At 64.0% G+C, this 23,120-nt stretch carries 23 protein-coding genes; 13 read left to right on the top strand and 10 right to left on the bottom strand.

The window, feature by feature from the left end; all coding sequences use genetic code 11:
• Positions 1-7: 7 nt before the first annotated feature.
• Both ACGTNG_RS06180 and ACGTNG_RS06185 read right to left on the bottom strand, forming a co-directional pair.
• Positions 8-1,042, bottom strand: a complete 1,035-nt coding sequence (locus tag ACGTNG_RS06180; protein WP_394576123.1) for a TRAP transporter substrate-binding protein — start codon at positions 1,040-1,042, stop codon at positions 8-10.
• Between the two features lie 109 nt (positions 1,043-1,151).
• Positions 1,152-2,087 (bottom strand): LysR family transcriptional regulator, encoded by a 936-nt coding sequence (locus tag ACGTNG_RS06185; RefSeq protein ID WP_394576124.1) that lies wholly within the window; start codon positions 2,085-2,087, stop codon positions 1,152-1,154.
• A 155-nt stretch (positions 2,088-2,242) separates the two neighbouring features.
• Between ACGTNG_RS06185 and purU the strand changes: the two genes are divergently transcribed.
• Entirely contained in the window at positions 2,243-3,097 is an 855-nt protein-coding gene (gene purU / locus ACGTNG_RS06190) for a formyltetrahydrofolate deformylase (protein ID WP_394576125.1), read from the top strand.
• Positions 3,098-3,172: 75 nt separating this feature from the next.
• Positions 3,173-3,844, top strand: a complete 672-nt coding sequence (locus tag ACGTNG_RS06195; RefSeq protein WP_394576126.1) for an energy-coupling factor ABC transporter permease — start codon at positions 3,173-3,175, stop codon at positions 3,842-3,844.
• A 41-nt stretch (positions 3,845-3,885) separates the two neighbouring features.
• Here the strand turns inward: ACGTNG_RS06195 and dinB are convergent, their stop codons facing one another.
• Positions 3,886-4,932, bottom strand: coding sequence for a DNA polymerase IV (gene dinB / locus ACGTNG_RS06200; RefSeq protein ID WP_394576183.1), 1,047 nt, complete (start codon positions 4,930-4,932; stop codon positions 3,886-3,888).
• Positions 4,933-4,988: 56 nt separating this feature from the next.
• Positions 4,989-5,645 (bottom strand): transcriptional repressor LexA, encoded by a 657-nt coding sequence (gene lexA / locus ACGTNG_RS06205; protein WP_394576127.1) that lies wholly within the window; start codon positions 5,643-5,645, stop codon positions 4,989-4,991.
• Positions 5,646-5,959: 314 nt separating this feature from the next.
• On the opposite strand from lexA, the gene ACGTNG_RS06210 reads away from it, so the two are divergent.
• Together ACGTNG_RS06210 and ACGTNG_RS06215 are read left to right on the top strand one after the other, a co-directional pair.
• Positions 5,960-6,628: a TetR/AcrR family transcriptional regulator gene (locus ACGTNG_RS06210; protein ID WP_394576128.1), complete on the top strand. Its 669-nt coding sequence runs from the start codon at positions 5,960-5,962 to the stop codon at positions 6,626-6,628.
• Positions 6,628-7,146 (top strand): L,D-transpeptidase family protein, encoded by a 519-nt coding sequence (locus ACGTNG_RS06215; protein ID WP_394576129.1) that lies wholly within the window; start codon positions 6,628-6,630, stop codon positions 7,144-7,146. The genes ACGTNG_RS06210 and ACGTNG_RS06215 overlap by 1 nt, the downstream gene beginning before the upstream one ends.
• 158 nt (positions 7,147-7,304) lie before the next feature.
• Here ACGTNG_RS06215 and ACGTNG_RS06220 read toward each other — a convergent pair whose 3' ends face one another.
• Both ACGTNG_RS06220 and pilB read right to left on the bottom strand, forming a co-directional pair.
• Positions 7,305-8,537 carry a type II secretion system F family protein gene (locus ACGTNG_RS06220; protein WP_394576130.1) on the bottom strand — a complete coding sequence of 411 codons (1,233 nt, stop codon included), beginning with the start codon at positions 8,535-8,537 and terminating at the stop codon, positions 7,305-7,307.
• 41 nt (positions 8,538-8,578) lie between these two features.
• Entirely contained in the window at positions 8,579-10,375 is a 1,797-nt protein-coding gene (gene pilB / locus ACGTNG_RS06225) for a type IV-A pilus assembly ATPase PilB (RefSeq protein ID WP_394576131.1), read from the bottom strand.
• Positions 10,376-10,780: 405 nt separating this feature from the next.
• Here pilB and ACGTNG_RS06230 point away from each other — a divergent pair, with 405 nt between their 5' ends.
• Positions 10,781-11,236 (top strand): pilin, encoded by a 456-nt coding sequence (locus ACGTNG_RS06230; RefSeq protein ID WP_394576132.1) that lies wholly within the window; start codon positions 10,781-10,783, stop codon positions 11,234-11,236.
• 389 nt (positions 11,237-11,625) lie between these two features.
• On the opposite strand, the gene ACGTNG_RS06235 is transcribed toward ACGTNG_RS06230, so the two are convergent.
• Positions 11,626-12,204 (bottom strand): hypothetical protein, encoded by a 579-nt coding sequence (locus ACGTNG_RS06235; protein WP_394576133.1) that lies wholly within the window; start codon positions 12,202-12,204, stop codon positions 11,626-11,628.
• Between the two features lie 250 nt (positions 12,205-12,454).
• On the opposite strand from ACGTNG_RS06235, the gene pilV reads away from it, so the two are divergent.
• The 8 genes from pilV to ACGTNG_RS06275 all read left to right on the top strand — a co-directional run bounded on the left by pilV (position 12,455) and on the right by ACGTNG_RS06275 (position 20,254).
• Entirely contained in the window at positions 12,455-12,910 is a 456-nt protein-coding gene (gene pilV / locus ACGTNG_RS06240) for a type IV pilus modification protein PilV (protein WP_394576134.1), read from the top strand.
• Between the two features lie 10 nt (positions 12,911-12,920).
• Positions 12,921-13,460 carry a PilW family protein gene (locus ACGTNG_RS06245; protein ID WP_394576135.1) on the top strand — a complete coding sequence of 180 codons (540 nt, stop codon included), beginning with the start codon at positions 12,921-12,923 and terminating at the stop codon, positions 13,458-13,460.
• A gap of 6 nt (positions 13,461-13,466) precedes the next feature.
• Positions 13,467-14,654, top strand: a complete 1,188-nt coding sequence (locus ACGTNG_RS06250) for a pilus assembly PilX family protein (RefSeq protein WP_394576136.1) — start codon at positions 13,467-13,469, stop codon at positions 14,652-14,654.
• Positions 14,655-14,807: 153 nt separating this feature from the next.
• Positions 14,808-15,683 (top strand): 3'(2'),5'-bisphosphate nucleotidase CysQ, encoded by an 876-nt coding sequence (gene cysQ / locus ACGTNG_RS06255; RefSeq protein WP_394576137.1) that lies wholly within the window; start codon positions 14,808-14,810, stop codon positions 15,681-15,683.
• A gap of 202 nt (positions 15,684-15,885) precedes the next feature.
• Entirely contained in the window at positions 15,886-16,338 is a 453-nt protein-coding gene (locus ACGTNG_RS06260) for a low molecular weight protein-tyrosine-phosphatase (RefSeq protein WP_394576138.1), read from the top strand.
• A 636-nt stretch (positions 16,339-16,974) separates the two neighbouring features.
• Positions 16,975-18,249 carry an O-antigen ligase family protein gene (locus ACGTNG_RS06265; RefSeq protein ID WP_394576139.1) on the top strand — a complete coding sequence of 425 codons (1,275 nt, stop codon included), beginning with the start codon at positions 16,975-16,977 and terminating at the stop codon, positions 18,247-18,249.
• Positions 18,250-18,290: 41 nt separating this feature from the next.
• On the top strand, positions 18,291-19,427 hold the full coding sequence (locus tag ACGTNG_RS06270) for a glycosyltransferase (RefSeq protein WP_394576140.1): 1,137 nt from the start codon (positions 18,291-18,293) through the stop codon (positions 19,425-19,427).
• Positions 19,424-20,254 carry a polysaccharide pyruvyl transferase family protein gene (locus ACGTNG_RS06275; protein WP_394576141.1) on the top strand — a complete coding sequence of 277 codons (831 nt, stop codon included), beginning with the start codon at positions 19,424-19,426 and terminating at the stop codon, positions 20,252-20,254. The genes ACGTNG_RS06270 and ACGTNG_RS06275 overlap by 4 nt, the downstream gene beginning before the upstream one ends.
• Positions 20,255-20,257: 3 nt before the next feature.
• Here ACGTNG_RS06275 and ACGTNG_RS06280 read toward each other — a convergent pair whose 3' ends face one another.
• Genes ACGTNG_RS06280 through ACGTNG_RS06290 form a run of 3 tightly spaced genes read right to left on the bottom strand, consistent with a single transcriptional unit; the run spans position 20,258 to position 23,001 of the window.
• Positions 20,258-21,160 carry a glycosyltransferase family 2 protein gene (locus ACGTNG_RS06280; protein ID WP_394576142.1) on the bottom strand — a complete coding sequence of 301 codons (903 nt, stop codon included), beginning with the start codon at positions 21,158-21,160 and terminating at the stop codon, positions 20,258-20,260.
• 8 nt (positions 21,161-21,168) lie between these two features.
• The gene (locus tag ACGTNG_RS06285) at positions 21,169-21,906 is read right to left on the bottom strand and encodes a lipopolysaccharide kinase InaA family protein (protein ID WP_394576143.1); all 738 of its coding nucleotides are present in this window, start codon (positions 21,904-21,906) and stop codon (positions 21,169-21,171) included.
• A 27-nt stretch (positions 21,907-21,933) separates the two neighbouring features.
• Positions 21,934-23,001, bottom strand: coding sequence for a glycosyltransferase (locus ACGTNG_RS06290; RefSeq protein WP_394576145.1), 1,068 nt, complete (start codon positions 22,999-23,001; stop codon positions 21,934-21,936).
• Between the last annotated feature and the right edge of the window lie 119 nt (positions 23,002-23,120).

Raw genomic sequence — 23,120 nt, forward strand, 5'->3', positions numbered from 1 at the left:
GTGTCGCTTACTCGGCCAGGTGAGTCATGCCGGCGTCGTCGAGCGCCATGTCGATATAGGCGCGATCGATGCCCTGCTCGCCGAGCCATTCCAGGTAGGCGGGCTGCCCCTGCTCGCGGAAGGCCGCCAGCTCCTGCTCGGAGGGACGGATCACTTCCATGCCTTCTTCTTCGAGGAAGGCGATGCGCTCGTCGACGCGGCTGGCGTTGCGCTCGCGTGCCATCTGGTTGGCCTCGTCGACCGCTTCCAGGAAGGCCTCGCGCATCGATTCATCCCAGCCGTCGATCATGGCGCCGTTGCCGACCAGGAACTGGTCCGAGTACTGGATGTTGGCCAGGGTCAGGTAGTCCTGCACCTCGTAGAGGCTGCCGAGGATGATGTACATCGGCGGGTTCATCTGGCCGTCGGCGACGCCGGTCTTGAGCGCCATGTAGACCTCGGTCCAGGGGATCGGCGTGCCGGAGGCACCGAAGGCCTCGTAGAGCGCGACCTGGCTCGGGTCCATGGCGCGAAAGCGCAGCCCCTCGAAGTCGTCGGGCGAGGAGATGGGTTTTTCGTCATTGGTGAAGGCCAGGAACCCGCCTTCCTCGACCACGGCCAGCAGCTCGACGCCGGCGCGCTCACGCAGGTCGCCCTCGACGGCCTGCCAGTAGTCGCCCTCGTCGAAGAAGGTGCGTGCCGACTCGAAGTCCTCGAAGAGGAACGGGATGGCGCTGACGAAGATTTCCGGGACCAGCGGCGACATGCCGGCGAAGGAGGCGATGTTCAGGCTGGGGCTGTTCATCGTCTGCTCCATGCGCTCCTGCTCCTCGCCCAGCATGCTGTTGGGGTAGAGCTTGAGCTCGAGCTCGCCGTCGGTCTTCTCCTCGACCAGCTCCTTGAGGTGGGTGGCGAAGACGTGAACGGCGTTCTTGTCGGCGTCGGGAGCGCCGTTGTAGCTCAGGTTGACGGTCGTGGCGGCCTGGGCCTGGCCGGCCAGGGTGCCGGCGGCCAGCACGGCAGCGGTCAGGGCAGAGAGGGCTAGCGATCGAGTGTGCTTCATGCTCGGACTCCGAGGTTGTTGTTGGGGATATACCGGCCCGGCGGCCGACCTCCTGGCAGGTTAGGCGTTGATGTGTTGACTAATCAAACCGGTGAGTGTTGTTTTTACATCAACACCTGGCGTCCAGCAGGCGAGGGGCGTCGGCGTTGAAGAAACGCATCCCCCGGCAGAGGTGATCCAGGCAGGCGTTGGCGGCTACGGTGAGTTCGCGCCCCGTGAGGCTCACGATCTGCGCGCGGGCATCGCTGAGCACGCTGTAGGCCATGGGGAGCACCGTGATGTCACCCTGGCGAATCTCCTCGGCCACGGTCAGCTCGGGCATGAAGGTGATCCCGGTGCCCCAGCGCACGAAATTCTTGAGCACGGCCACTGAGTTGGTGTGCAGGCGGGCGTGAAGGAAGACGCGTTCCCGGTGGGCCACGGCGTTGACCATCTGGCGCATGCCGAAGGGGTTGTCCATCAGGCCGATCGGCCACCTGACCAGATCCTGCAGGCGCATCGGATGGGGGCAGCGGGCGAGCTCATGATCGGCAGGCACGATCAGGTCCAGCGGCTGGCGTGTCTCGACGTGGCAGGTCAGCTGCGGGTCGACCGGAGGCGCATAGAGCAGCGCCAGCTCCACCTCGCGGCCCTTGACCAGCGCCATGGCCTCGTTGACCCCGGCCATCACCACCTCGAGCTCTATCCCTGGGTAGGCGTTCATGAACGACTGCAGGGGCGCCGAGATCAGATCGGCGATGAAGCCTTCGCCCACCGCGATACGCACCTGACCGCTGACCAGCCCCTGCAGGGCCGACAGGCGCGAGATCACGGCGTCCTCCGCTGCTTGCTGGCTGTGGTGGTGATCCACGAGCAGACGGCCCGCCTCGGTGACCTTGATGCCGCCGGCGTGGCGTTCCAGCAGCCGGGTGTCGAGGTGCTCCTCGAGGTGGCGTATCTGACGGCTGATGGCCGAGACATCGACATGGAGATGGGTGGCGGCCTTGCGCAGCGAGCCGCGACGAATCACCTCGCTCAGGTAGGATAGGGCGCGCGTATTGAGCATCGCTGGCGGTGCCTCGACTGATTCATGGGAGCCTTCCGACTCGACCGCTCTTACCTTACCGCCATGGTCGGCTCATCGACAGCCCGGGCGTGCCCGAAGCCCCTGTTTTGGCTACACTGTTGCTCCCAGCCACAGCCGCAACGCGGGATCATTCGATGTCACACTATTACCGCCTGGTGGTCTCCTGTCCGGACCGTCTGGGCATCGTCGCCAGGGTCTCCAACTTCATCGCCGGGCACGGTGGCTCGATCACCGAGGCCAGCCAGCACTCCGACCTGGAGGGCGGGCGCTTCTTCATGCGCTACGAGATCCTGGCCGACTCGGTGGGCATGCCGCCGGAGGCGCTGCGCGAGGCGTTCTCGCCGATCGCCGAGGAGTTCGACATGACCTGGGCGCTCACCGACACCCGCCAGCGTCGGCGGGTGGTGCTGATGGTGTCGCGGGAGACCCACTGCCTGGTGGACCTGCTCTACCGCTGGACGGCGGGCGAACTCGACTGCGACATCGCCGGCGTGATCTCCAACCACGAGGACATGCGTGGCCTGGTCGAGTGGCACGGCATTCCCTATCACCACGTGCCGGTCAAGGCCGACGACAAGCAGGCCGCCTTCGACGAGGTGCAGCGGCTGGTCGACGAGGCGCGCGCCGACTGCGTGGTGCTGGCCCGCTACATGCAGATCATGCCGCCGGCGCTCTGCGAGCGCTTCCAGGGCCGCATGATCAACATCCATCACAGCTTTCTGCCCTCGTTCGCCGGCGCCCGGCCCTACCACCAGGCGCATCAGCGCGGCGTGAAGCTGATCGGCGCCACCTGTCACTACGTCACCGAGGAGCTCGATGCCGGTCCGATCATCGAGCAGGACATTCATCGGGTCAGCCACTGTCATACGCCCACCGACCTGGTGCGCTTCGGCCGCGACGTGGAGAAGGCGGTGCTGGCCCGGGGCCTGCGCTGGCACCTGGAGGATCGCGTGCTCATCCACGGCAACAAGACCGTGGTCTTCGCGTGACGGCCGGGCCGACGATCGCGAAGTGAAGCAGAAGGTAAAGCGCGTGGTGAATGGCGCGGATAAATGGGAGTCGAGATGACGATTGCCGAACCGGTGCTCGCCCCCTGGCTATTGTGGTTATGTGGGGCCATTGCCCTGGCCGTCGTCAGCCTGGCGCTCGGCCGGCGGCCCTGGGCGGCGCTGATCGAAGATAGCGCCCTGCAGCACCGCTGGCTGGCCGCGACCGTGATGGTGATGCTGCTCTGGCAGCTGCGCGCCCAGGCCGTGGACTGGCTGACCCTGCACCTGATGTTCACCGCGCTGCTGACCCTGATCTTCAAGGCGCCGCTGGCGCTTCTGTCGATCACCGCCATCAACGTCGCCATGGTGCTGCTCGGGCGCATCGAGTGGCCGCTGCTCGGCGTCAACGTGCTGATCACCGGGGTGGTGCCGGCGCTGGTAATGGGTATCGTCTGGCGGCTGGTCGACCGTCGCCTGCCCGATAACCTGATGGTCTTCCTGTTCGTCTGCGCCTTCTTCGGCTCTGCGCTCGCCACCCTGGCCGCCGGTCTCACTGCCGTGGGTCTGATGGCCGTGGGGGCCTCAGATGCCGAGGCACTGCGCCAGGCGCTGGAGTACGCGCGCTTTTTGCCGCTGCTGATGCCCTCCGAGGCCTTCATCACCGGCATGCTGATGAGCATCCTGCTGGTCTACCACCCGGGCTGGGTCGCCACCTTCAACGACCATCGCTATATCGATACGAAGTAGGCGGGCGGGTATTCCCCCCGGTTGCAGTTCCAGTCTGGCGCCTACAGCGGTAGCGAGAGCTGCTGACGCGCATCTTCCGGCAGCAGGCGCACGCCGACGCCGAGCAGGCGCACCGGGCGGCTGGCGCGGGCCCAGGCCTGCTCCAGCAGCCGGGTGTAGCTCTCCGGCGCTGGTGATAGCCCGCGGCTCTCCAGGGTGGTCAGGCTGAAGTCGTTGAAGCGTACCTTGACGAAGAGCCCGGCCAGGGGAGGATTGCCGTGGCGCTCGAGGCGACCCTTGAGTTTTTCGCAAAGCGGCGCCAGGGCGGCGCGGGCGCTGGCCAGGTCGGGCAGGTCGCGATCGAAGGTGGTCTCCACGCTCACCGACTTGCGTTCGCGCTCGACGCGCACCGGGCGCTCGTCGATGCCCCGGGCGAGTTCGAAGAGCCGGCGGCCGAACTTGCCGAACTCCTCGATCAGCCGCTCGATGGGCAGCTCGCGCAGGTGCGCACAGGTGGTGATGCCCATGGCGTCGAGCTTGGCCCCGGTGGCCGGGCCCACACCGTGGAGCTTCTTGACCGGCAGCTCGCGCACGAAGGCGTCGACCCGCTCCGGCGGAATCACCGTCAGCCCGTCGGGCTTCTCCCAGTCGCTGGCGATCTTGGCCAGGAACTTGGAGGAGGCGGCGCCGACCGAGACGGTGATGCCGGTGCGTCGGTAGCACTCCGCCTTGATCCAGCGGGCCATCCAGGTGGCGCTGCCGCGAAAGCCCTCGACTCCGGTGACGTCGAGGAAGGCCTCGTCCAGCGACAGCGGCTCGACCAGCGGGGTGAGCTCGCGGAAGACCGCCTGGATCTGCGCCGAGACCTCGCGATACTTCTCGAAGTGGCCGGAGAGCAGGGTGAGGTGGGGGCAGAGACGTAGCGCCCGGGCGGTGGGCATCGCCGAGTGGATGCCGTATTCCCGGGCGGGGTAGTTGCAGGTGGCGATCACCCCGCGGCGCTCCCGAGAGCCGCCGATGGCCAGCGGGATGTCGCGCAGGCTCGGGTCGTCGCGCATCTCCACCGCCGCGAAGAAGCAGTCGCAATCGACGTGGAGGATCTTGCGCAGCTCGCTCATGGCCTCGACAGGGCGCGGGCCGGACTCGCGCCGCCTCACACCTGGGGTTAGCCCAGTGCCTGGCCGTTGCCGCCGCGAATCACGCCCACCCCGACGCCTTCGATCTCGAGCGGGTCGTGGCGCAGGTCCACCTCGATGGGGGCGAAGTCGGGGTTCTCGGCCTCCAGGGTGACCACGTGCCCCTGGCGATGGAAGCGCTTGACGGTGACCTCGTCCTCGAGGCGCGCCACCACGATCTGGCCGTCGCGGATGCGCTCGGTGCGGTGCACGGCCAGCAGGTCGCCCTCGAGGATGCCGACGTCCTTCATGGAGAGGCCGCGCACCCGCAGCAAGTAGTCGGCGCGGGGGGTGAAGTATTCCGGCGGCAGCGGGCAGTAGCGATCGATGTGCTCGGCGGCCAGTATCGGGCTACCGGCGGCGACCTCACCGATGATCGGCAGGCCCTGTGCGGGCTCTTCCGGGGGCTGCTCGCCGAGTGCCTCGGGCTCCTGGGCCGGCAGGCGGATGCCGCGTGACGTGCCGCGGATCACGCGGATCGCCCCCTTGCGCTCCAGGGCGCGCAGATGCTCCTCGGCGGCGTTGGCCGACTTGAAGCCGAGCGCCCGGGAGATCTCCGCGCGGGTCGGCGGGTAACCCAGCTCGTTCATGGTCTTGACGATGAAATCGAGCACGTTCTGTTGCCGAGCGGTAAGGGAGCGGCTCATGAGGCCTCCGGGATCTGTAACCGTGGGGGACGATGCCATCGTCACGCGTCTGGTCAAGTATACAGCATGTCTTTCCATCCAGTAAAAGTGATCAAGCAGCCAAGCGGCCAAAAAGCCATTGACGTCTAACAGTCGGCACCACCCTGATACTCGGCGCTCGGCGCTCGGCGCTCGGCGCTCGGCGCTCGGCGCTCGGCGCTCGGCGCTCGTTAGCGTTTCAAACGCCTCGACCTTGGCGGCATTGAGCCATCCCCTTGGCTGTCATACACTCGCGCTATATTCAAACAATTGTTTCCAATGAGGTGGAGCCGCCCATGGCCCAACAGCCCGACACCGTCACGCGCATCCTCGACACCGCCGAGGTGCTGTTCGCCGAGCGTGGCTTCGCCGAGACCTCACTGCGCAACATCACCAGCAAGGCCAAGGTCAATCTCGCCGCCGTGAACTACCACTTCGGCTCGAAGAAGTCGCTGATCCAGGCGGTGTTCGCCCGCTATCTCGACCCCTTCACCGAACGCTTCCACACCGCCCTCGACGAGCTCGAGGCGCGCCATGCGGGCGGCGTCATTCCGCTGGAGGAGCTTCTCGAGACCATGGCGCGCTGCGTGCTGGAGGTGCCGGCGGAGCGCAACAGCCTGAAGGTGTTCATGCGCCTGCTGGGGCTCGCCTACAGCCAGGCCCAGGGGCACTTGAGGCGTTATATCCAGGAGGAGTACGGCAGCGCCTTTACCCGCTTCACCGAGCTGGTGCGCCTGGCCACGCCGGAGCTGCCCGACGCCGAGCGCTTCTGGCGGCTGCACTTCATGCTCGGCACGGTGATCTTCACGCTCTCGGGGCTCGACGCCCTGCGCGACATCGCCGAGCAGGACTTCGGCGAGCACGTCGGCGTGCTCGACCTGGTGCGTCGCCTGCGTCCGGTGGTGGTGGCGGCGATGAACGCGCCGCTGCCCGAGTCTTTCCCGACTCAGCGGGAGGCCGGCTGATGCGTACGCCGGTGCTCGCCGAGCTGCCGCCGGAAGACGGCCTTTGGGTGGAGATCGATACCTCGGCCCAGCGCCTGGTCGTATGGCGAGGCCGTGAGGTGCAGTGGACGTGCGAGGTCTCCACCGGGGCCAACGGCACCGGAGAAGAGCAGGGCAGCGGCGCGACGCCGCTCGGCTGGCATACCATCCGCGCGGCCATCGGGGCGGGCCAGCCGCTGGGCACTGTATACCGTGGGCGTCGTCCTACCGGCGAGATCTACACCGAGGCGCTGGCCGCCGAGCACCCTGGACGCGACTGGATCCTCACCCGCATCCTCTGGCTCGGCGGGCTTGAGCCGGGCCGCAATCGCGGCGGAAACGTCGATTCCCAGCGGCGCTACATCTACCTGCACGGGACCCCGCCGAGCGAGCCGATGGGCGTGGCCCGCTCCCACGGCTGCATTCGTCTGCGCGATGATGACCTGCTGGCGCTCTTCGAGATTGCCGTGCCGGGCACGCCGGTGTGGCTGCACGACTGAGCAATAAGCGCCAAGCAGCCAAGAAAAACCTCCAGCAGGCTACCCTGCTGGAGGTTTTTCTTTGTTTCCGTCGTGGTGTGCGAACACCATCCTGCTCGGCGCTCGGCGCTCGGCGCTCGGCGCTCGGCGCTCGGCGCTCGGCGCTCGGCGCTCGGCGCTTAAATCACGCTGCCCAGTTCGAAGATCGGCAGGTACATCGAGATCACCAGGCCGCCGACCAGCACGCCGAGGATCACGATGATGAAGGGCTCGAGCAGCGAGGTCAGGGTGTCGACCTTGTTGTCGACCTCCTCCTCGTAGTAGTCCGCTACGCGATTGAGCATGGCGTCAAGCGAGCCGGCCTCCTCGCCGATGCCCACCATCTGCACCGCCAGCACCGGGAACTGCTCAGTCATGCGCATGGCGAAGTGCAGCTGCTGGCCGGTGGCCACGTCCTCGCGGATCTGGGCGATGGCCCGCTCGTAGACCATATTGCCCGCCGCGCCCTCCGCGGTCTCCAGGGCCTCGACCAGCGGCACGCCGGCGCCGAAGGTGGTGGCGAGCGTCCGCGAGTAGCGGGCCACGGCGGACTTGTCGAGGATGTCGCCGATCACCGGGATGCGCAGCGACAGCCGGTGCATGCGATAGCGAAAGGCCTCGGACTTCCGCATGGCGCCGCGCAGCAGAAAGACGGAGGCGGCGATACCAAGCAGGCCCCACCACCAGTACTGCTGGGCGAACTCCGACATGGCGATGGTCATGCGCGTCATGGCGGGCAGTTCGGCGCCGAAGCCGTTGAACAGGCTCTCGAACTGCGGCACCACCTTGATCAGCAGCAGGGCCGTCACCGCGAAGGCCACCACGAGCACCGCCGCGGGGTACCAGAGGGCCTTCTTGACACGCCCCTTGAGCGACTCGATCTTCTCCTTGTAGGTCGCTACCCGCTCGAGCATGTGATCCAGCGAGCCCGACTGCTCGCCGGCTTCCACCAGGTTGGCGAACAGCCGGTCGAAGTGCTCGGGGTGGCGCTTGAGCGCCTCGGAGAAGCTCGCCCCGGCCGCCACGTCGTTCATCAGCTCCTGCACCATCGCGCTCATCGCCGGCTTCTTGAGGCTCTCCGCCACCACCTGGAAGGCCTGCAGCACCGGCACGCCGGCGCGGATCATGGTGGCCATCTGGCGAGCGAAGAGCATGATGTCGCGCGGCTTGATCTTGCCCATGCCGCCGCCGAAGCCGCTCTTGCGACGGATCTGCTTGACGATGATGTGCTGACCCGCGAGCACGCTTTCTACCTCGGCCCGCTTGGGCGCGATGATCTCGCCGGCGACCTTGCGGCCGTTGGGCCCCTTGCCCGTCCACCGCCAGCGATAGAGCTTGATCTTCTGGTGCTTGCGCGTGGGTCGCGTTGCCATGTTCATCGTGTGGTCCGTCCCTGCGTCGCGTTATCGTTATGTCAGTCTTTCGTCACCCGGTTTACCTCGGCCAGGCTGGTCAGCCCCTGCATCACCTTGAGGATCCCGCTGCGGCGCAGGTCCGGGTAGCCCTCCTGGCGGGCCTGGGCATCGAAGTCCCGGGAGTTGCCCTGGGTCATGATCAGCTGGCTCATGGCATCACTGATCGGCACCACCTCGTAGATGCCCACCCGGCCCTTGAAGCCCTGGGTGCAGTGCTGGCAGCCCACCGGTTCATAGATGGTGGCGCTGGCCACCTCCTCCTCGGTGAAGCCCTGGGCGAGCAGTGCCTCCCGGGGAATCTCCGCCGGCTGCTTGCAGCGCTGGCAGAGGCGTCGCGCCAGGCGCTGGGCGATGATCAGGCTCACGGAACTGGCGATATTGAAGGGCGCCACGCCCATGTTGGCCAGGCGGGTCAGCGTCTCCGCCGCCGAGTTGGTGTGCACGGTGGAGAGCACCAGGTGGCCGGTCTGCGAGGCTTTGACGGCGATCTCGGCGGTCTCGAGGTCGCGGATCTCGCCGACCATCACCACGTCCGGGTCCTGGCGCAGGAAGGCGCGCAGGGCGCTGGCGAAGGTCAGGCCCACCTTGGGCAGCACGTTGACCTGGTTGACCCCCGGCACCTTGATCTCCACCGGGTCCTCGGCGGTGCAGATGTTGCGCTCCACCCGGTTGAGGAGGTTGATGCCGGTGTAGAGCGAGACCGTCTTGCCGCTGCCGGTGGGCCCGGTGACCAGTATCATGCCCTGGGGCGCGTCGAGCACGCCCTCGTAGAGGGCGCGCTGTTCGGGGGTGAAGCCCAGCTGCTCGATGCCGAGCTGCGCCGAGCTCGGGTCGAGGATCCGCAGTACCACCTTCTCGCCGTAGACCGTGGGCAGGGAGTTGACGCGAAAGTCGATGGAGCGCGTGGCGGAGAGCTTGAGCTTGATGGCGCCGTCCTGGGGCAGGCGCCGCTCCGAGATATCGAGCCGGGACATCACCTTGAGGCGCGCCGAGATGCGCGAGCGCATGGCGAAGGGCGGATGCGCCACGTCGTGGAGGATGCCGTCGATGCGAAAGCGCACCCGGTAGCTGGTCTCGTAGGGCTCGAAGTGGATGTCCGAGGCGCCGCGGTGGATGGCATCGAGCAGGATCTTGTTGACGAACTTGACGATGGGGGCGTCGTCGCCGGCGGCGGCCACCGCCGCCTGCTCGTCGGAGGCGTCGACCACCCCCTCGTCATAGGCGAGCTCCCCCACGGCGTCGTCGACGCTTTCGAGCTCGTCGAGCATGCTCTTCTCGCTGCTGGCGAGGTAGCTCTCCAGCACCGGGCGCAGCTGGTCCACCGGCGCGAGCACGCCCTCGAGCGTCAGGCCGGTGGCGAACTGCAGCTCGTCGAGCAGCGCCAGCGTGGAGGGGTAGGGCACCGCGACGGTGAGGCGATGGCCGTGGCGCACCAGCGGCAACACCCCGAGCCGACGCAGGATCTTGTCCGGATAGTCCCGGGCCGGCGGCAGGCTCTGCAGGCGCAGGGCATCGAGATCGATGATCGGCAGGCCGTACTCCCAGGCGGCGGTCAACGTGGCCTGGCGTGCCGGCAGCATGCCCGTCTCGATCAGGTGCTCGAGCAGCGAACGCTCCGCCTCGCGGGCCTCGCCCTCGGCGTGTGCGGCCGCCGCCTCGCCCAGCAGACCGTCGGCGACCAGGCGCCGCGACAGCCCCCGCAGCCCGCCGCGCCGGGTGGCGCCCTGCAGTGGCGAGGGGCCGGCGTCCGGCGGGCTCGGGGGGCGTTCGGGGGACGGGGGGCGGTAGTCGTTCATGGCGCCTCTTGTGTCACGCGGGTCTTTCGGTGTCGCGACAAGGCCCGGCAGGAATACGTTAGCTGAGCTGATTCTAGCCCCTCGGGTCGGCCTGCGCCCAGCGCCATGTCATGCTCTTTCAACCTTTGACGCTCATACCCGTTTCAGGGATTTGCCTGTGGTGCGTCTAATTCCGTAGCTGCCGGCCGCAATACTCCTTGCAGGGTGGTGAATCGTAAATTAATGTAACGCTTAGCGGGCGGCGTGCCGCTCGATGAACCCGGTGGTCGGGCTGGGCCGAGAGGTCTCAACCGTTCCACCTACTGTGCAACCCGTACGGGCGCGAGACAACGGTTGAGGCCGGAGACGCCACGACGGATCGGAGCAAGGGGCAGGGCGATGCACGAGATGATGAGAAAGACTCAGATGAACAAGACGCAGGGCGGCTTTACGCTGATCGAGCTGCTGATCGTGGTGGCTATTGTTGGGATTTTGGCAGCGATTGCGATTCCTCAGTATCAGAATTACACAATTCGAGCGCAGGCAACCGAGGGTTTTAGTCTCGCTAGTGGCCTCAAACCACAAGTTGCCGAGGTCTTTGCTGAAACGGGTGATTTAACTGATGCAGATAGTGAATCAAATGGCATTCCTGCTTCAGGTACAGTAACCGGCGAGTATGTGACAGGTGTTGCTGTTGCTGACGGTGCTATCACTGCCACATATGGCAATAATGCAAATGCTAATCTAGCTGGTTCAACCATTACCCTTACACCTACTGATAATACAGGTTCACTGTCATGGCAGTGCACCTTTTCAGATGTTGCTGATAATCCACAGTATGTTCCCCAAGCATGCCGCAATGCTGCGGCTGCCGGCGACTAATCGGGGACACACCCCCATCCCCTACCTAGCCTGAATTATCCAACGGCCGGCAGCGATGTCGGCCGTTGGCGTTTGGATCCATGTATTTTTATCTTCGTTATCTTCCGGAAGCGGCTTGGGCTTGCTTCCGGGCTTGCCTCTCAAGGGGCTAATCCAGGGCTAATCGGGGACAGCCCCCCATTATCCACCTAGCTTGAATCATCCAGCGGCCGTCGGCGATGCCGGCCGCTGGCGTTTTATTCACTTCACTCCCTAGTCGTTATCGTCTGCTGGCGGCCTGGGCTTTCGCTCGGGTGTGCCGCGAACGGTGTGCCTGCCCATCGTTTGGCGACCCGCTGTGGAGCGCGAGGTGCTTCTCGCTCGCCTCGCAAGCGCTTGTTGGTTTTCCGTCAGAAGATCGACTCTTCCTTTGGCTTTACCCGTTTGATATCGGACACCTCTTGGCCTTTCGCCTGCCGGGCGCGGTTACGCGCGATGGCGTCTCGGATGTCCTTCTCGGGATCTTCCAGGGCGCAGGCGGGGCGAAAGCTGGCGCGGCCGCCGAGCCAGTGGGAATCGTCGGCGCGCTCGCGCAGGTGTCCAGTATCCTCGCTGCTCTGCCAGGCGGGCAGGGCGCCTGGCCCGTTGGGCTCGGCGATCAGCCGGCCCTCCCAGGCCCAACAGCGCTGGGGCACGCGGGAGACGACCCAGCGGCGCCCCCGCCACTCGGCGCGGTAGTGATCATCCAGGCTGAGCGCTTCCCAGGGCACCAGGGCCGCGAACAGCGCGCTGTTGAGCACGATGCCGGTATCGCCGATGCGCACGCCGCCGCGGTACTCCCCCTGGGCCAGCTGACGCTCGGCCTCCCTGTGCGAGAGTCGCGTGTCCAGCTGACCGCTCTCGCAGAGATGCAGCGTGTTTTCTTGCTCGTCGATCTGCTTGATCACCCAGCAACGTACGGGTTCCCTGCGCCACCAGCGCTTGATCATGATCTGTTCTCCCTGTGTCGATATGGCGCCCTGTTACACGGTGTCACGCTCTTTGTCTGCTGATAATCGCTTGATTCTTCGAGTCTTCGATCCTGCGTCGACGCCATGCTCGCCCTGGAGGGCGATCGGAGCGCTTGGCGGTCGATGGTACGGCTGGTTCGAGCCGATGGGGGCATGCTAGAGTGTTTCGGATTGTAAATCATAAATCGCTGTATTTGAATGTTCGTGGTTTATTCATGGGAGTGGACCTGTGACGCGCTTGGGTGGGTTTTCGCTGGTCGAAGTGCTGGTGGCGCTGCTGGTGCTGTCGCTGGGCGTGCTGGGCATGGCCGGCCTGCAGCTCAAGTCGCTGCAAGGGGCTCAGGTCGCCAAGCAGCGCAGCCAGGCCACGCTGGCGGCCGAGGATTTTGGCGAGCGCCTGTGGTTCTGGGTGGGTCAGCAGAGCGGGTTGGCGTGCCCCGACGACGCGGCGATCGATGAGCGCTATCGCGCCTGGCTGGACGACTGGACGCGTGAGCTGCCCGACCTGGCGAATCGGTCCGGCTGGTCCTGGGCCGACAAGGCGGCCTGCAATATTTCCCTAGAGGTGCGCTGGCAGGACGAGCGCTTCGTCACCGTTCGCCGGAATGCCGAGGGCGAGCAGGAGCGTATTCAGGAGGAGGTCGCCTCGTTGGACTACGTGATCGGGATGCCGAGCGGTGGATAGGGCTGGCGTCTTGTTCCGTCGTCAGCGCGGCGCGACCCTTGTGGAGCTGATGGTCGCCATGACGCTCGGGCTGCTCGTCGTGGCCGGCGCCACCCAGATATTCGTCGACATGCGCCAGACCTTTTCGCAGGCGTCCGCCATCTCGGCTCGCCAGGCGGAAGCGGGTTTCGTTGCCCAGCAGCTGCTGCGCGACGTGCGCACCGCCGAGGCCATCGAGATCGATGGTGGGGCGCTGACGCTGACGCTGAACGGCGATCAAGGCGCCGCTTACTGCGGCGCTCCCCAGACTTCGCTGGAACTGACCTACCGTCTGGCCGAGGCAGGAGGGGGAGGCGCACTCGAGGTGCGGCCCGACTGCAGTGCCGACGCCAGCGTGGTGATGAACGGCCTCGAAGCCTTCACCCCGACCTGGACCGAGAGTGGCGAGCGCCATGGCGTATCGCTTGCGCTGACCCTCGCCGAGACCGCCCAGCTGCCCCAGCGGACGCTCTCCTTCAGTATCACCAGCCGCCAGCTGGCCTTGCGCCAGGCCGTGAACGCAGAGGAATGACCGTCGATGACCATGATGATGCCTAACGCCGGGCGCCAGGACGGCATGGCCCTGATGATCGTGCTGACCCTGATGGCCATGGGCTCCATGATCGGCGTATCCATGTTTCAGTCTGCCCTGCTGGATGAGCGCATCGCCGGCAATCAGCGCCTCGGCACCCTGGCGAGGATGGCGGCGGAGAACGCGGCGCTGGACTGGCTCGATGCCTCGCCGCCAAATACTATCCCAGCCGATGACGTCACCTGGGAATACGACGGCGAGATCTCCTCGCTGCCCGCCAGCTACCGGCTGGGCTATGCCAAAGAGGTCCACTTGAAGGAGCGCTACTCGTTGGAGGCGCTGGGCAAGGGAACCTACATGGTCGCCGTGGGATACGCCGGGGCGGGGGAGAACCCGATTTCCCGCACCGTGCTGGTGCGCGTGGAGGCACCGCTCGGCTTGCCGCCGCTGGAGGCGGTGTTTACCTGCTTCGGCGGGGACTGCACGGCCAGCACCGGTAACCATATCGACGGAGAAGATCATCCGCTGCCCGAGGTGTTCCAATGCAAGGGCAACGGCGGCCGCAAAGGGTGCAAGACCACCGCGCCTGCCGGCGCCCCATCCATCGACGAGATGCGGCTCTACAACGATGAGTGGTTGAGCAGCGAGAGCGACAAGGCCGACCAGGATGAGGCGCAGGTGCTCGGCGAGTACGCCGACAAGCGGGAGCCCTGGGAGTTGCTGCTGGCTTCGCTGCCGCGGCCTGACAGCGGCAATACCTATGACTCGAATACCAAGAAACAGGAGATGGGCATGGCGTCCCGTGATGAACGTGGCGTCATCTATGTCGACGGCAACGTGAAATTCAATGGTGGCACCGCGACCAGCGGTATTCTGGTCGTGCGTGATGGCGCGGTGCTGTCGGTCAACGGCACGGCCCATCATGAGGGGATCATCCTCGTCGAGGAGGGCGGCCGCGTGGACCTGGCCAATGGCACCTATGATCTCTATGGCGGCATGGTGATGCTCAAGCCGAAGGCGCCGAGCCTGGGCGACGAGAAGCCGGCAGAGTCGGATGCGGGGCGTTCATCCGATCTGGTGCTGGGTGGTAATATTCGTTTTGCCTACAGCAGTGAGGCCTGGGAGTCGCTCGAGTCGATCCAAGGCGGCGACACTCTGGGGGGCGGCGTCATTAACTGGCGGGAGGTGCCGTAGTCTCTGTGAACGCTCTCTGGCTGGCGAGTCGACCTCGTCATGTCGAGCATGCGGTGAGCCGTTCACCCCTTCGACATCAACGGCGCCCTTGTCGGTGAGGGTGGCGCCTTCCTTCTGTAACTGCTTTTCGCGTGCGCTGGCCGGAGGTCGGTGATGGAGCTGGATCAGAGGCTGGATCGCGAGACCATCGATCGGTTGATCGCCGGGGTAGAGGCCGCGGGCCATGAGGTGATGGCGATCTACCGCCGGGGCTTTGCCGTCGAGAAAAAGGCGGACGAGAGCCCGCTCACCGAGGCCGATCTTGCCGCCCACCATGCCCTTCTGGCGCTAGTCGAGGGTGAGACTCCGGGCGTTCCGGTGCTTTCCGAGGAGTCCGGCGAGATTCCTCTCGACACACGCCGAGGCTGGTCGCGTTACTGGCTGGTCGACCCCCTTGACGGCACCCGCGAGTTTATCGCGGGTAACGGCGAGTTCACCTTGAACCTGGCTCTGGTCGAGCACGGCGTGTCGGTGTTCGGCATCGTGCATGCTCCTGCGCTACCCGACGGCGCGGTGACCTGGTGGGGGCAGGTCGGGCAGGGCGCCTTTCGTCGTGAGCGAGGATCGACTGGCGATGGCCGTCGCGAATGCCCGATCCGAGTGCGCTCCTTGCCTGATCCTGACCGTTCGCCCTGGCAGGTAGTGGGCAGTCGCCGCGACGGTGCCTTGGCCTTGGCGACCTTCTGCCGGGCGCTGCCGGCCCACGGCATGCTGGCGATCGGCAGTTCGCTGAAGTTCTGCCGGATCGCCGAGGGTAAGGCCGATCTCTATCCTCGCCTGGCACCGACCTGTGAGTGGGACACCGCCGCGGCCCAGGCCATTGTCACCGCCGCCGGCGGCCAGGTGCTGGAGGCCGAGACGCTCGAGCCGCTGCGCTACAATCGGCGGGAGAGTCTGCTCAATCCCGACTTCATCGCCTGCGGGCAGCGCGACCCGCGTTGGGAGCTGGCGCTGATCGAGGCCCTGGGTAGCGACCCCGAGCGCCGATAGTGAGTGGGTGGGCTGCGGTGAGCTCTCTCTTGTGCCTAACGGCCTACACGGGGCATGAGAGCGTCGGCAGGGAGGCCAATCGGGCGCGACGGTGATGGGAAGTCGTCGGTTCGGTACCTCGACGTGGGCGGCAGCCACGAGTGATGCACCATTCACACGTCGTGAACACAACGGCGCTCTCCCGCCATGAAGGAAACCGAGCATGTTTCAGCACCTTCTCGTCGTCTGTACCGGCAATATCTGCCGTAGCCCGGTCGCTGCGGCGATACTCGCGCGGGATCTGCCGCACCTCAGGGTGGAATCCGCCGGTCTTGGCGCTCTGATCGGTCACGGTGTCGAGCCGACCGCTCGGGCTCTGGCCGAAGCCGACGGTCTGGAGGTCGCCGGACATCGCGCCCGCCAACTCACCGCCGAGATGCTGCGACAGGCGGATATCGTGCTGGTGATGAGCGAGGGGCAGCGTCAGGCCGTTGCCGACCTCGTTCCCGAGGCCCTGGGCAAGACCCTGCTGCTGGGGCGCTGGCTGGACTCGGGACGAGGTCCAGAGATTCCTGATCCCTATCGGCAAGCCCCTGCCGTGTTCGACGAGGTGCACCGGCTGCTGAGGGAAGCGTGTGAGGCCTGGGCGACTCGCCTGACCCCGCAGGGTGTGTAGGCACGGTCTGCGTTCTTGCATTGCCGCCGCCGGGTTTGCACGAAGCGTGGCGCTCCTGCGGTTCCTGGTTGCCGACCTCCTGCCGCTGGCCTCATTGCCCAGGTGGATGTTTCCGCGCGTCTCTGCTCGCCAAACCCCGATATGTCATCCAGGTGGACGTTTCGGAGGAATGGAGCCGGGGTGGGGAGTCACGTACAATGCCGGCTCAAAAATTCGGCTACGTGTTGCAGGCGATACACGAGGCACAGTAGTTCGCTGGAGCGTTAGTGTGCCAGACACTGGTGCAAGGCTCGTTGCCCGGCGCACCGTTTGTGGCGTCTGTTGCGTGAGTCCAGGTTCACCGGCTGTCCCTGGTTCGCTCGACAGCGTGGTAGCTGGAAGCCGAGATCGCCCACCCTGGATGTAAATGCCATGAAAACGGGCGATTCGCACCGCCGAATGGTGTGAGCCTGCAGCGATTGGATCTATCGAGCCACCGGCAGTGCTCGATCCAATGCATCGAAAGGCGTCACGGGATAATGATGATGAAACATGAGACGTGCATGCATGAATGAGTCGGCTCGGCGAAGCCTGTGGGAGGCAGCGGACTGCTGGAGTTGTCCTCGAGCCATGCGGTGGCTGGGGGTGGCGGCGCTCTTGGCTTATGCCGCCTTACGCATGGCGTGGGGAGAGATAGGGGAAACCGCCGGTACTCTCATGGCGGTGTTGGGGTTGGCGGCGGTGCTGATCTACGGTCGCGGCATCCGTCGCTCCGCTTCACTCTGGTTGCTGCTCGCGGCGCTGCTCGTCCAGACCCTTTCCTGGGGGCTCGGCTATCTGCATCATCCCCAGTGGGTGGCCAGCAACCCGGAGCTGGATCGCCTGGCCAAGCTGTTTATCTTCATCTCCGTCGCCTGGTGGCTCGGGGGAAGCACGCGAAACACGCTCCTGCTGTGGGGGCTGGCACTGTCGGGTTATCTGGTGGCGTCCTTTACCCTGGGCGATGGCGTCCAGGAGTGGCTGCGTGGGCTTGGCGGTCAGCGCGTCGGCTTCGGGGTACGCAACCTTCAGCACGGCGCCATGCTGTTCGGCGTGGCACTGATCGGGGTGGTCGTTTTCGCACGGCGCTTTGTGATGCCGAGCGGCAGCGTGGTGGGTTGGCGAGCGCTGATCTGGCTGGCGGTGTTCGGGTTGTGCGTGACGGGCGTCTTCATCGGGCAAACGCGTGCCGTCTGGCTGGGCACCCTGCTGTCCTTCCTGATGACGGCGGGCATCGTCGGCGCGTGGCGCTGCAGACAGGGCGCCGCTCGTCGGCTGGTCAGGCCGCTGGTGATCGCCTTGGCTGTCGCGGTGGCCTTGTCGGCGGTGGTGGGAGTGACCTTCAAGGATCTCATCCTCGAGCGCGTCACCAACGAGTCCGAGGTTATCGGCCAGGTCGTGCGGGGAGATTTCGAGGCGGTACCCTATACCAGTATCGGCATCCGTATTCATACCTGGGTGGCGGCCAGTGAGTGGGTTGCGCAGCGCCCCCTAGTTGGCTGGGGCGGCGAGGGGCGCGGGCTAGTGATCGACCACACCCCTTGGCTGCCTGACTTCGTCAAGCAAGAGTTTGGACACCTGCATAACTTCCTCATCGAGGTATGGGTGGCGTATGGCCTTCTGGGCGTGCTGCTGATCGCAGCCTTGGCCGTCTGGGTTGGCATGGGAACATGGCGCGCCTGGCGTGGGGGGACGATGCCCAGCGATGTTGCCCTGTTCGGCGCCGCCTTCTTCGTCTACTGGGTGGTCGTCAATCAATTCGAGTCCTACAACTCCTTCGGCACCGGTGTCTATGTGCACAATCTCGTCGTCGGAGGGCTCGTCACCCATATCTGGCGCTGGCAGTCGCTGACCGGCAGGCCGGTCGTTTCTTTCCCGGGCAGGCCAAACTGATGCGTACCCTGGTAGTCGTACGTTCGCTCAAGATGGGGGGCATGGAACGTGTCGCCGTGAACCTGGCCGATGCCTTCGCCGAGGCCGGTCACGAGAGTCATCTCCTCAGCCTGCGCCAGGTTGATAGGCCGCTGACTCCGGAGCATCCGAAGGTGCAGCAGCATCGTCTGGCCCTGCGCTGGTGGAGCCGGCTGACTGGAGTGGGGCTGGTGCTGGAACTACTTGCGCGGCTGCTTCTGAATCCCTTTATCAAGCGCTCCCTGTTTCTAGGCACCGGCATCATGGGGGGGATGGTCTTTTGGCTCTGGCTCAAGGCCTTCGAGCGTCGCCATGGCCGGGTGGACCGTATCGTCTTTCGTGGGATCGGCACCTTCGAGTTGGTGTGGACCTTCCGGGACGACCGGGCACGCTACGTGCTGGAGAACATCCTGCATGTGCATGGCACCAATTGGCGACGCAGGCTTTTCGCACGCTGTCTCTATCAGGGGCGACACCTGGTTACGGTCTCGGGTGGGGTGGCCGAGAGCGTGCGTAAGGCCATGCGAGTCTGGCACTTCGAGCTGGCTTCACTGAACGTCATTCCCAACCCCTGTCCTATCGCCAGCATCCGTCGACAGATGGTCGAGTCCGTGCCCGATCTTCCTGAAAGGCCCTACATCGTCAACGTGGCGCGTCTGGTGCCTGCCAAGGACCAGGAGCTGCTGCTGCGGGCTTATGCGGCGTCCGGGGTGGATTACCCTCTGGTGTTGGTCGGCGAGGGTCAGGAACGAGAGCGGCTCGAGGCCCTGTCACAAGAGCTTGGCATTGCTGAGAAGGTGATCTTCGCCGGTCAACGCACCAATCCCTATCCCTGGATGCACCATGCTCGCCTCTTCGTGCTCAGCTCGCGTTTCGAGGGCATGGGCATCGTGCTGTTCGAGGCGCTGGCCTGCGGCACACCGGTACTCAGCGTGGACTGCCCTGGTGGCATTCGTGAGATCCTCAAGGGGGAGCTGGCGAGCTGTGTGGTGCCACACGACAATAAGAGCCTGGCCGAAGGCATCCGCACGGCCGTGCATGGCAAGAAGCCGCCCATCAAGGAGAGTTGGCTGGATGACTTCCAGCCCGAGACGGTGGCGCAGTCTTTCCTAACAGAACAAAAAATTAGTTCTACAATATCTACAAGGACGTTTTTATGATGTTAAGAACATATTATTGGCATCACCGGATCGTGTCGAAAAGAAAGCGTAATGTCAGAAGGTTGATATTTCGAGATGATCATAAATATTTCGTCACTGGAAATGCTGGTGATATTCTTGTAAGGGATATTGTCAAGTATAAGTACGGGTTAACGCCTCTCAATGTTGATGGTGAGGGTAACAGGCTGCTGCTGATTGGCTCCATTTCCCATAGAGTACAGGATGGGGATGTGCTCTGTGGTATAGGTTCTCAGGGTAAAGCAGGTGACCTTCCCAAGCGTGACAATGTGACAATATTAGGAGTTCGTGGGCCCATATCTTACGATGAGCTTCTTTGTAAGGGGTATGACATGTCGAGAGTACGCTTCCTTCTCGATCCTGGACTGCTCGTCAGGTTCATGTATCTCGATAATTCCATTCAACCTGAGCCAGGTAACGTTGCCTTCATTCCTCATTACAAGGAGCGTGCCCGCTATAAAAGCTGTACGAAACATGTTCGTTTGATTGATATCGATGATCATCCTTCAAGCGTTTGCCGGAAAATTTTGCAGGCTGAGCATGTGTTCAGCTCTTCTCTGCATGGCATTGTTTTTGCTCATGCTTTGGGAAGGCCCGCTACTCTTGTCGCTCCTCAAGAAGAGTCATTGATAAAATATAAAGACTATTATGCTTCGGTAGGTTTAGACTTCCCTTCCTCGTTGCGCGATTTTAACGATCGTGACATGAGTCGTCTACGTGATAGCCCTCATGATATTTCCTTTCAAGAAGACGACTTCTTTTTTCCTAGCATTGAATTTCTCACGCAAAAAGGTGTGGTAGAAAAATAATGTTCATTTTGTGAATGATAGGAAATAGCGTTTCAGTAATCGAGCGTTAGGTTTAACTTTTCCACTGGCTATAGCTGAGCGCGTTAGCTCGCGGAACTCTTTTCCCTGCCTCGTGCGGTAAAGCGACTGAAGAACCGATTTGGTATCAGATTCAATGAGTGTTTTTAGTTGATTCTGAGAGAGGCCATTGCACAGCAATGAGTTTTCTTGGATAGCCTGGATGAATCGCTCACCCTGTTGAATTATTCGCTTGTGATCATGGCGGGCGCGCTGAGTATCCATGTCACGCACCATACAACACGCTCCGCTGGCATAGTGGGCGCCATGGAGTGCCAACGCTCGAAGGAAAAATTCTACGTCTTCCTTTTTTCGAAGCGTTTCGTTGAATCCCTTGAGTTCGAGAAAAGCTTTTCGCTTCATCAGAAAGCTGTTGGTGTGCAGCCAACCCATGTTGTCGATATATTCAGCGAGTGACAGGCTGTCTGCATGTGGCTTAGCAGGAAGTAGAGACAGGTTCGTTGTTTCGTCGATCTTGTCACCGAAAATGATGCCTTCGAAGTCGGGATACTCCATTGCCAGCTGTACTCTGCTGGCTACAGCTGTGTCCACGAGAAGATCGTCGGAGTCCAAGAAACCTATGTAATCGGCATTACTGAGTGCGACGCCGCGATTTCTGGCCGCTGATTGTCCCTGGTTGCTTTCTAGCTGATGGATCGTGACTTTGAGGTGTGTTTCGTACTGCTCTTTGAGGCGGGCGAAGCTGTCGTCTGTGGAGGCATCATCTACGACAATGCACTGAGTGTTCGGCCACGTCTGGGCAAGCACCGACTCGATAGCCTCCCGAATATGGGGCCAGCGATTGAAGCAGGGAATGATGATGGCCACGCTGGGCTGCGAGTCTTGCATGGTTGAGTTTACCTGCCAATTAACGTTGAGTCGTGTTGGTGGTCATGGTGCCACAGCACCTTGAGTCGTCGCTCGACTCGGTTTCGATAAGCTTCGCCCCTGAGCTTGTTCACCGTCAACGAACGTTGTAGCGCCGGCCATTGGTCGGCGCTTTTCGTTGGCAACCGGCGCACGTGAGCATCGATCCAGAGAATCTCGTCGTGCTCGTCGATCAGCAGGTTGTTGTAGTGCAGGTCGCGGTGCACGTACCCGGCGCGGGCGAGCCGGGCGACCTCCTGACAGAACCGCTCCAGGAAGGCGAGACGGCCGGGTTCGTCCCGCTCATCGAAGACCTCGCCGCCGGGCCGGGCGTGCTGCACGTGCTCCATCAACAACAGCGAGCCGTTGCGGTTGCCGGGATTGAGCGATACTCCCCAGCCGTGGCAGTGGGGCGTGGCGAGGCCAGCACGACGCAGGACCTGCAGGCTGAGATACTCCTTGCGGGCGTCAGACTGACCCAGCCAGCGCTTCTCCAGGTAATCCCTCAGCAGCCACTTGAACGGGGTATGGCGCCGGGCGAACTTGTCCGGCACCACCTTGGCGAGGATCCGCCGGTCCTGCGAGACGTAGAAGCGACTGCTGCCCACGGCCTCGAAGGCCTGGGTGGTCGTGGTGCTGGAGAGTGCGAGTCGATTCGGCAGGCCGTTCGGGTGAACGACCAGGTAACGACGGCGCCTGTCATTGAAGGGGATATCCAGCAGTTTCACGTCATGTCCCGATGATGCCTTTGTAGATCACAGCGCCTCGAACTGGGGCAGCACGCTTTCCTTGAGGAACTGCCGATAGTGTCGCTCCTCGATCTCGACCGGGGCCTGGTCCATGCGCGTGATCGCATCGGCCAGGCCCTGTTCGTTGTCGGGGGCGACCAGGAAATCGGCCAGCTCCTGGGTAAGGATCTCCCTTGGGCCGCTGGGGCAGTCCACGCTGATCACCGGAGTGTGCAGCAGCAGGGCCTCGATGAGCACGCGGGGCAGCCCCTCGGCATCGGAGGCGAGGATCATCGCCTTGGCCCGGGCGATCCAGGGATAGGGATTGTGATGATAACCGGCGAGCGTCACGCGATCGCGCAGGCCGAGCTCGATGATCTGCTCGCGGATCGCGGCTTCGTGCTCCGGCTTGCCCTTGCCCATGATCACCAGTGGTGTGGCGACGCCGCTCTCGGCATAGGCGCGCAGCAGGCGGTCGTGTCGCTTGCGAGGCTCCAGGGCCGCTACGCAGAGGAAAAACTCGCCCTCGGGCAGCGCGGCGGGCTCTGTCGCCATCGCCACGAAGGGCTCGCGCTCGTAGGGGTTGTAGATCGGGATGATCCGCTCGGCCTCGAGGCCCACCACGTTTTCCAGGTTCTCCTTCACGCCTTGCGAGACGGCGATGACCTGCCGGCCGCCGTAGAAACGGCGTACCTTTGCGAAGGCGCGCTCGCGCTGTCGGGGATCGCTGAACTTGGCCGACACGTCGGACTTCACCCAGAAGTAGAGGTTGGGATGCGTCAGGTGGCGGGTGATCTTGTCGCAGGAGCAGGAGATCACCACGTCGGGGCGCCAGGCCTTAAGGGCGCGGGCGATGCGCGAGGCCTGCCACTTTTCGGTGAGCATCGTGGTGGTGGCCTTGGTGAAGGCGGTGACCACCCCGAGGTTCTCGATCTCGAGGCCTTCCGGCAGACGGTGCTCGATGCGCTCACGCAGAGTGAAGACGATGACGTCGTGGCCGCGCTGGCGCAGCTGATCCGCCGTGTAGAGCAGCGATTTCTGGGCGCCACCGCCGTAGAGGTCCTCGATGACGAAGGCGAAGCGTTGATGGGCCATGGGGATCTCGCGGCTAAAAAAATCTGCGCAAGGCTATCACAATGTTTCTGACAAGTGGCGGGGACGCGGCCATCAGGGGATTGCGTTACAATTCTCCCAGCGCAACGCAAGGAATCACC

Source organism: Halomonas sp. B23F22_3 (assembly GCF_043496965.1).
Lineage (GTDB): Bacteria > Pseudomonadota > Gammaproteobacteria > Pseudomonadales > Halomonadaceae > Halomonas.

What these genes read in the sequence shown, in the direction of transcription:
- ACGTNG_RS06230 (WP_394576132.1), top strand. Translation starts at nt 10,781, where the DNA reads ATGAACAAGACGCAGGGCGGCTTTACGCTGATCGAGCTGCTGATCGTG.
- lexA (WP_394576127.1), bottom strand. Translation starts at nt 5,645, where the DNA reads ATGAGCCGCTCCCTTACCGCTCGGCAACAGAACGTGCTCGATTTCATC.
- ACGTNG_RS06195 (WP_394576126.1), top strand. Translation starts at nt 3,173, where the DNA reads ATGACGATTGCCGAACCGGTGCTCGCCCCCTGGCTATTGTGGTTATGT.
- ACGTNG_RS06185 (WP_394576124.1), bottom strand. Translation starts at nt 2,087, where the DNA reads ATGCTCAATACGCGCGCCCTATCCTACCTGAGCGAGGTGATTCGTCGC.
- ACGTNG_RS06210 (WP_394576128.1), top strand. Translation starts at nt 5,960, where the DNA reads ATGGCCCAACAGCCCGACACCGTCACGCGCATCCTCGACACCGCCGAG.
- ACGTNG_RS06220 (WP_394576130.1), bottom strand. Translation starts at nt 8,537, where the DNA reads ATGGCAACGCGACCCACGCGCAAGCACCAGAAGATCAAGCTCTATCGC.
- ACGTNG_RS06180 (WP_394576123.1), bottom strand. Translation starts at nt 1,042, where the DNA reads ATGAAGCACACTCGATCGCTAGCCCTCTCTGCCCTGACCGCTGCCGTG.
- ACGTNG_RS06275 (WP_394576141.1), top strand. Translation starts at nt 19,424, where the DNA reads ATGATGTTAAGAACATATTATTGGCATCACCGGATCGTGTCGAAAAGA.
- ACGTNG_RS06250 (WP_394576136.1), top strand. Translation starts at nt 13,467, where the DNA reads ATGACCATGATGATGCCTAACGCCGGGCGCCAGGACGGCATGGCCCTG.
- ACGTNG_RS06235 (WP_394576133.1), bottom strand. Translation starts at nt 12,204, where the DNA reads ATGATCAAGCGCTGGTGGCGCAGGGAACCCGTACGTTGCTGGGTGATC.
- ACGTNG_RS06290 (WP_394576145.1), bottom strand. Translation starts at nt 23,001, where the DNA reads ATGGCCCATCAACGCTTCGCCTTCGTCATCGAGGACCTCTACGGCGGT.
- ACGTNG_RS06215 (WP_394576129.1), top strand. Translation starts at nt 6,628, where the DNA reads ATGCGTACGCCGGTGCTCGCCGAGCTGCCGCCGGAAGACGGCCTTTGG.
- purU (WP_394576125.1), top strand. Translation starts at nt 2,243, where the DNA reads ATGTCACACTATTACCGCCTGGTGGTCTCCTGTCCGGACCGTCTGGGC.
- pilB (WP_394576131.1), bottom strand. Translation starts at nt 10,375, where the DNA reads ATGAACGACTACCGCCCCCCGTCCCCCGAACGCCCCCCGAGCCCGCCG.
- ACGTNG_RS06280 (WP_394576142.1), bottom strand. Translation starts at nt 21,160, where the DNA reads ATGCAAGACTCGCAGCCCAGCGTGGCCATCATCATTCCCTGCTTCAAT.
- ACGTNG_RS06270 (WP_394576140.1), top strand. Translation starts at nt 18,291, where the DNA reads ATGGAACGTGTCGCCGTGAACCTGGCCGATGCCTTCGCCGAGGCCGGT.
- cysQ (WP_394576137.1), top strand. Translation starts at nt 14,808, where the DNA reads ATGGAGCTGGATCAGAGGCTGGATCGCGAGACCATCGATCGGTTGATC.
- ACGTNG_RS06260 (WP_394576138.1), top strand. Translation starts at nt 15,886, where the DNA reads ATGTTTCAGCACCTTCTCGTCGTCTGTACCGGCAATATCTGCCGTAGC.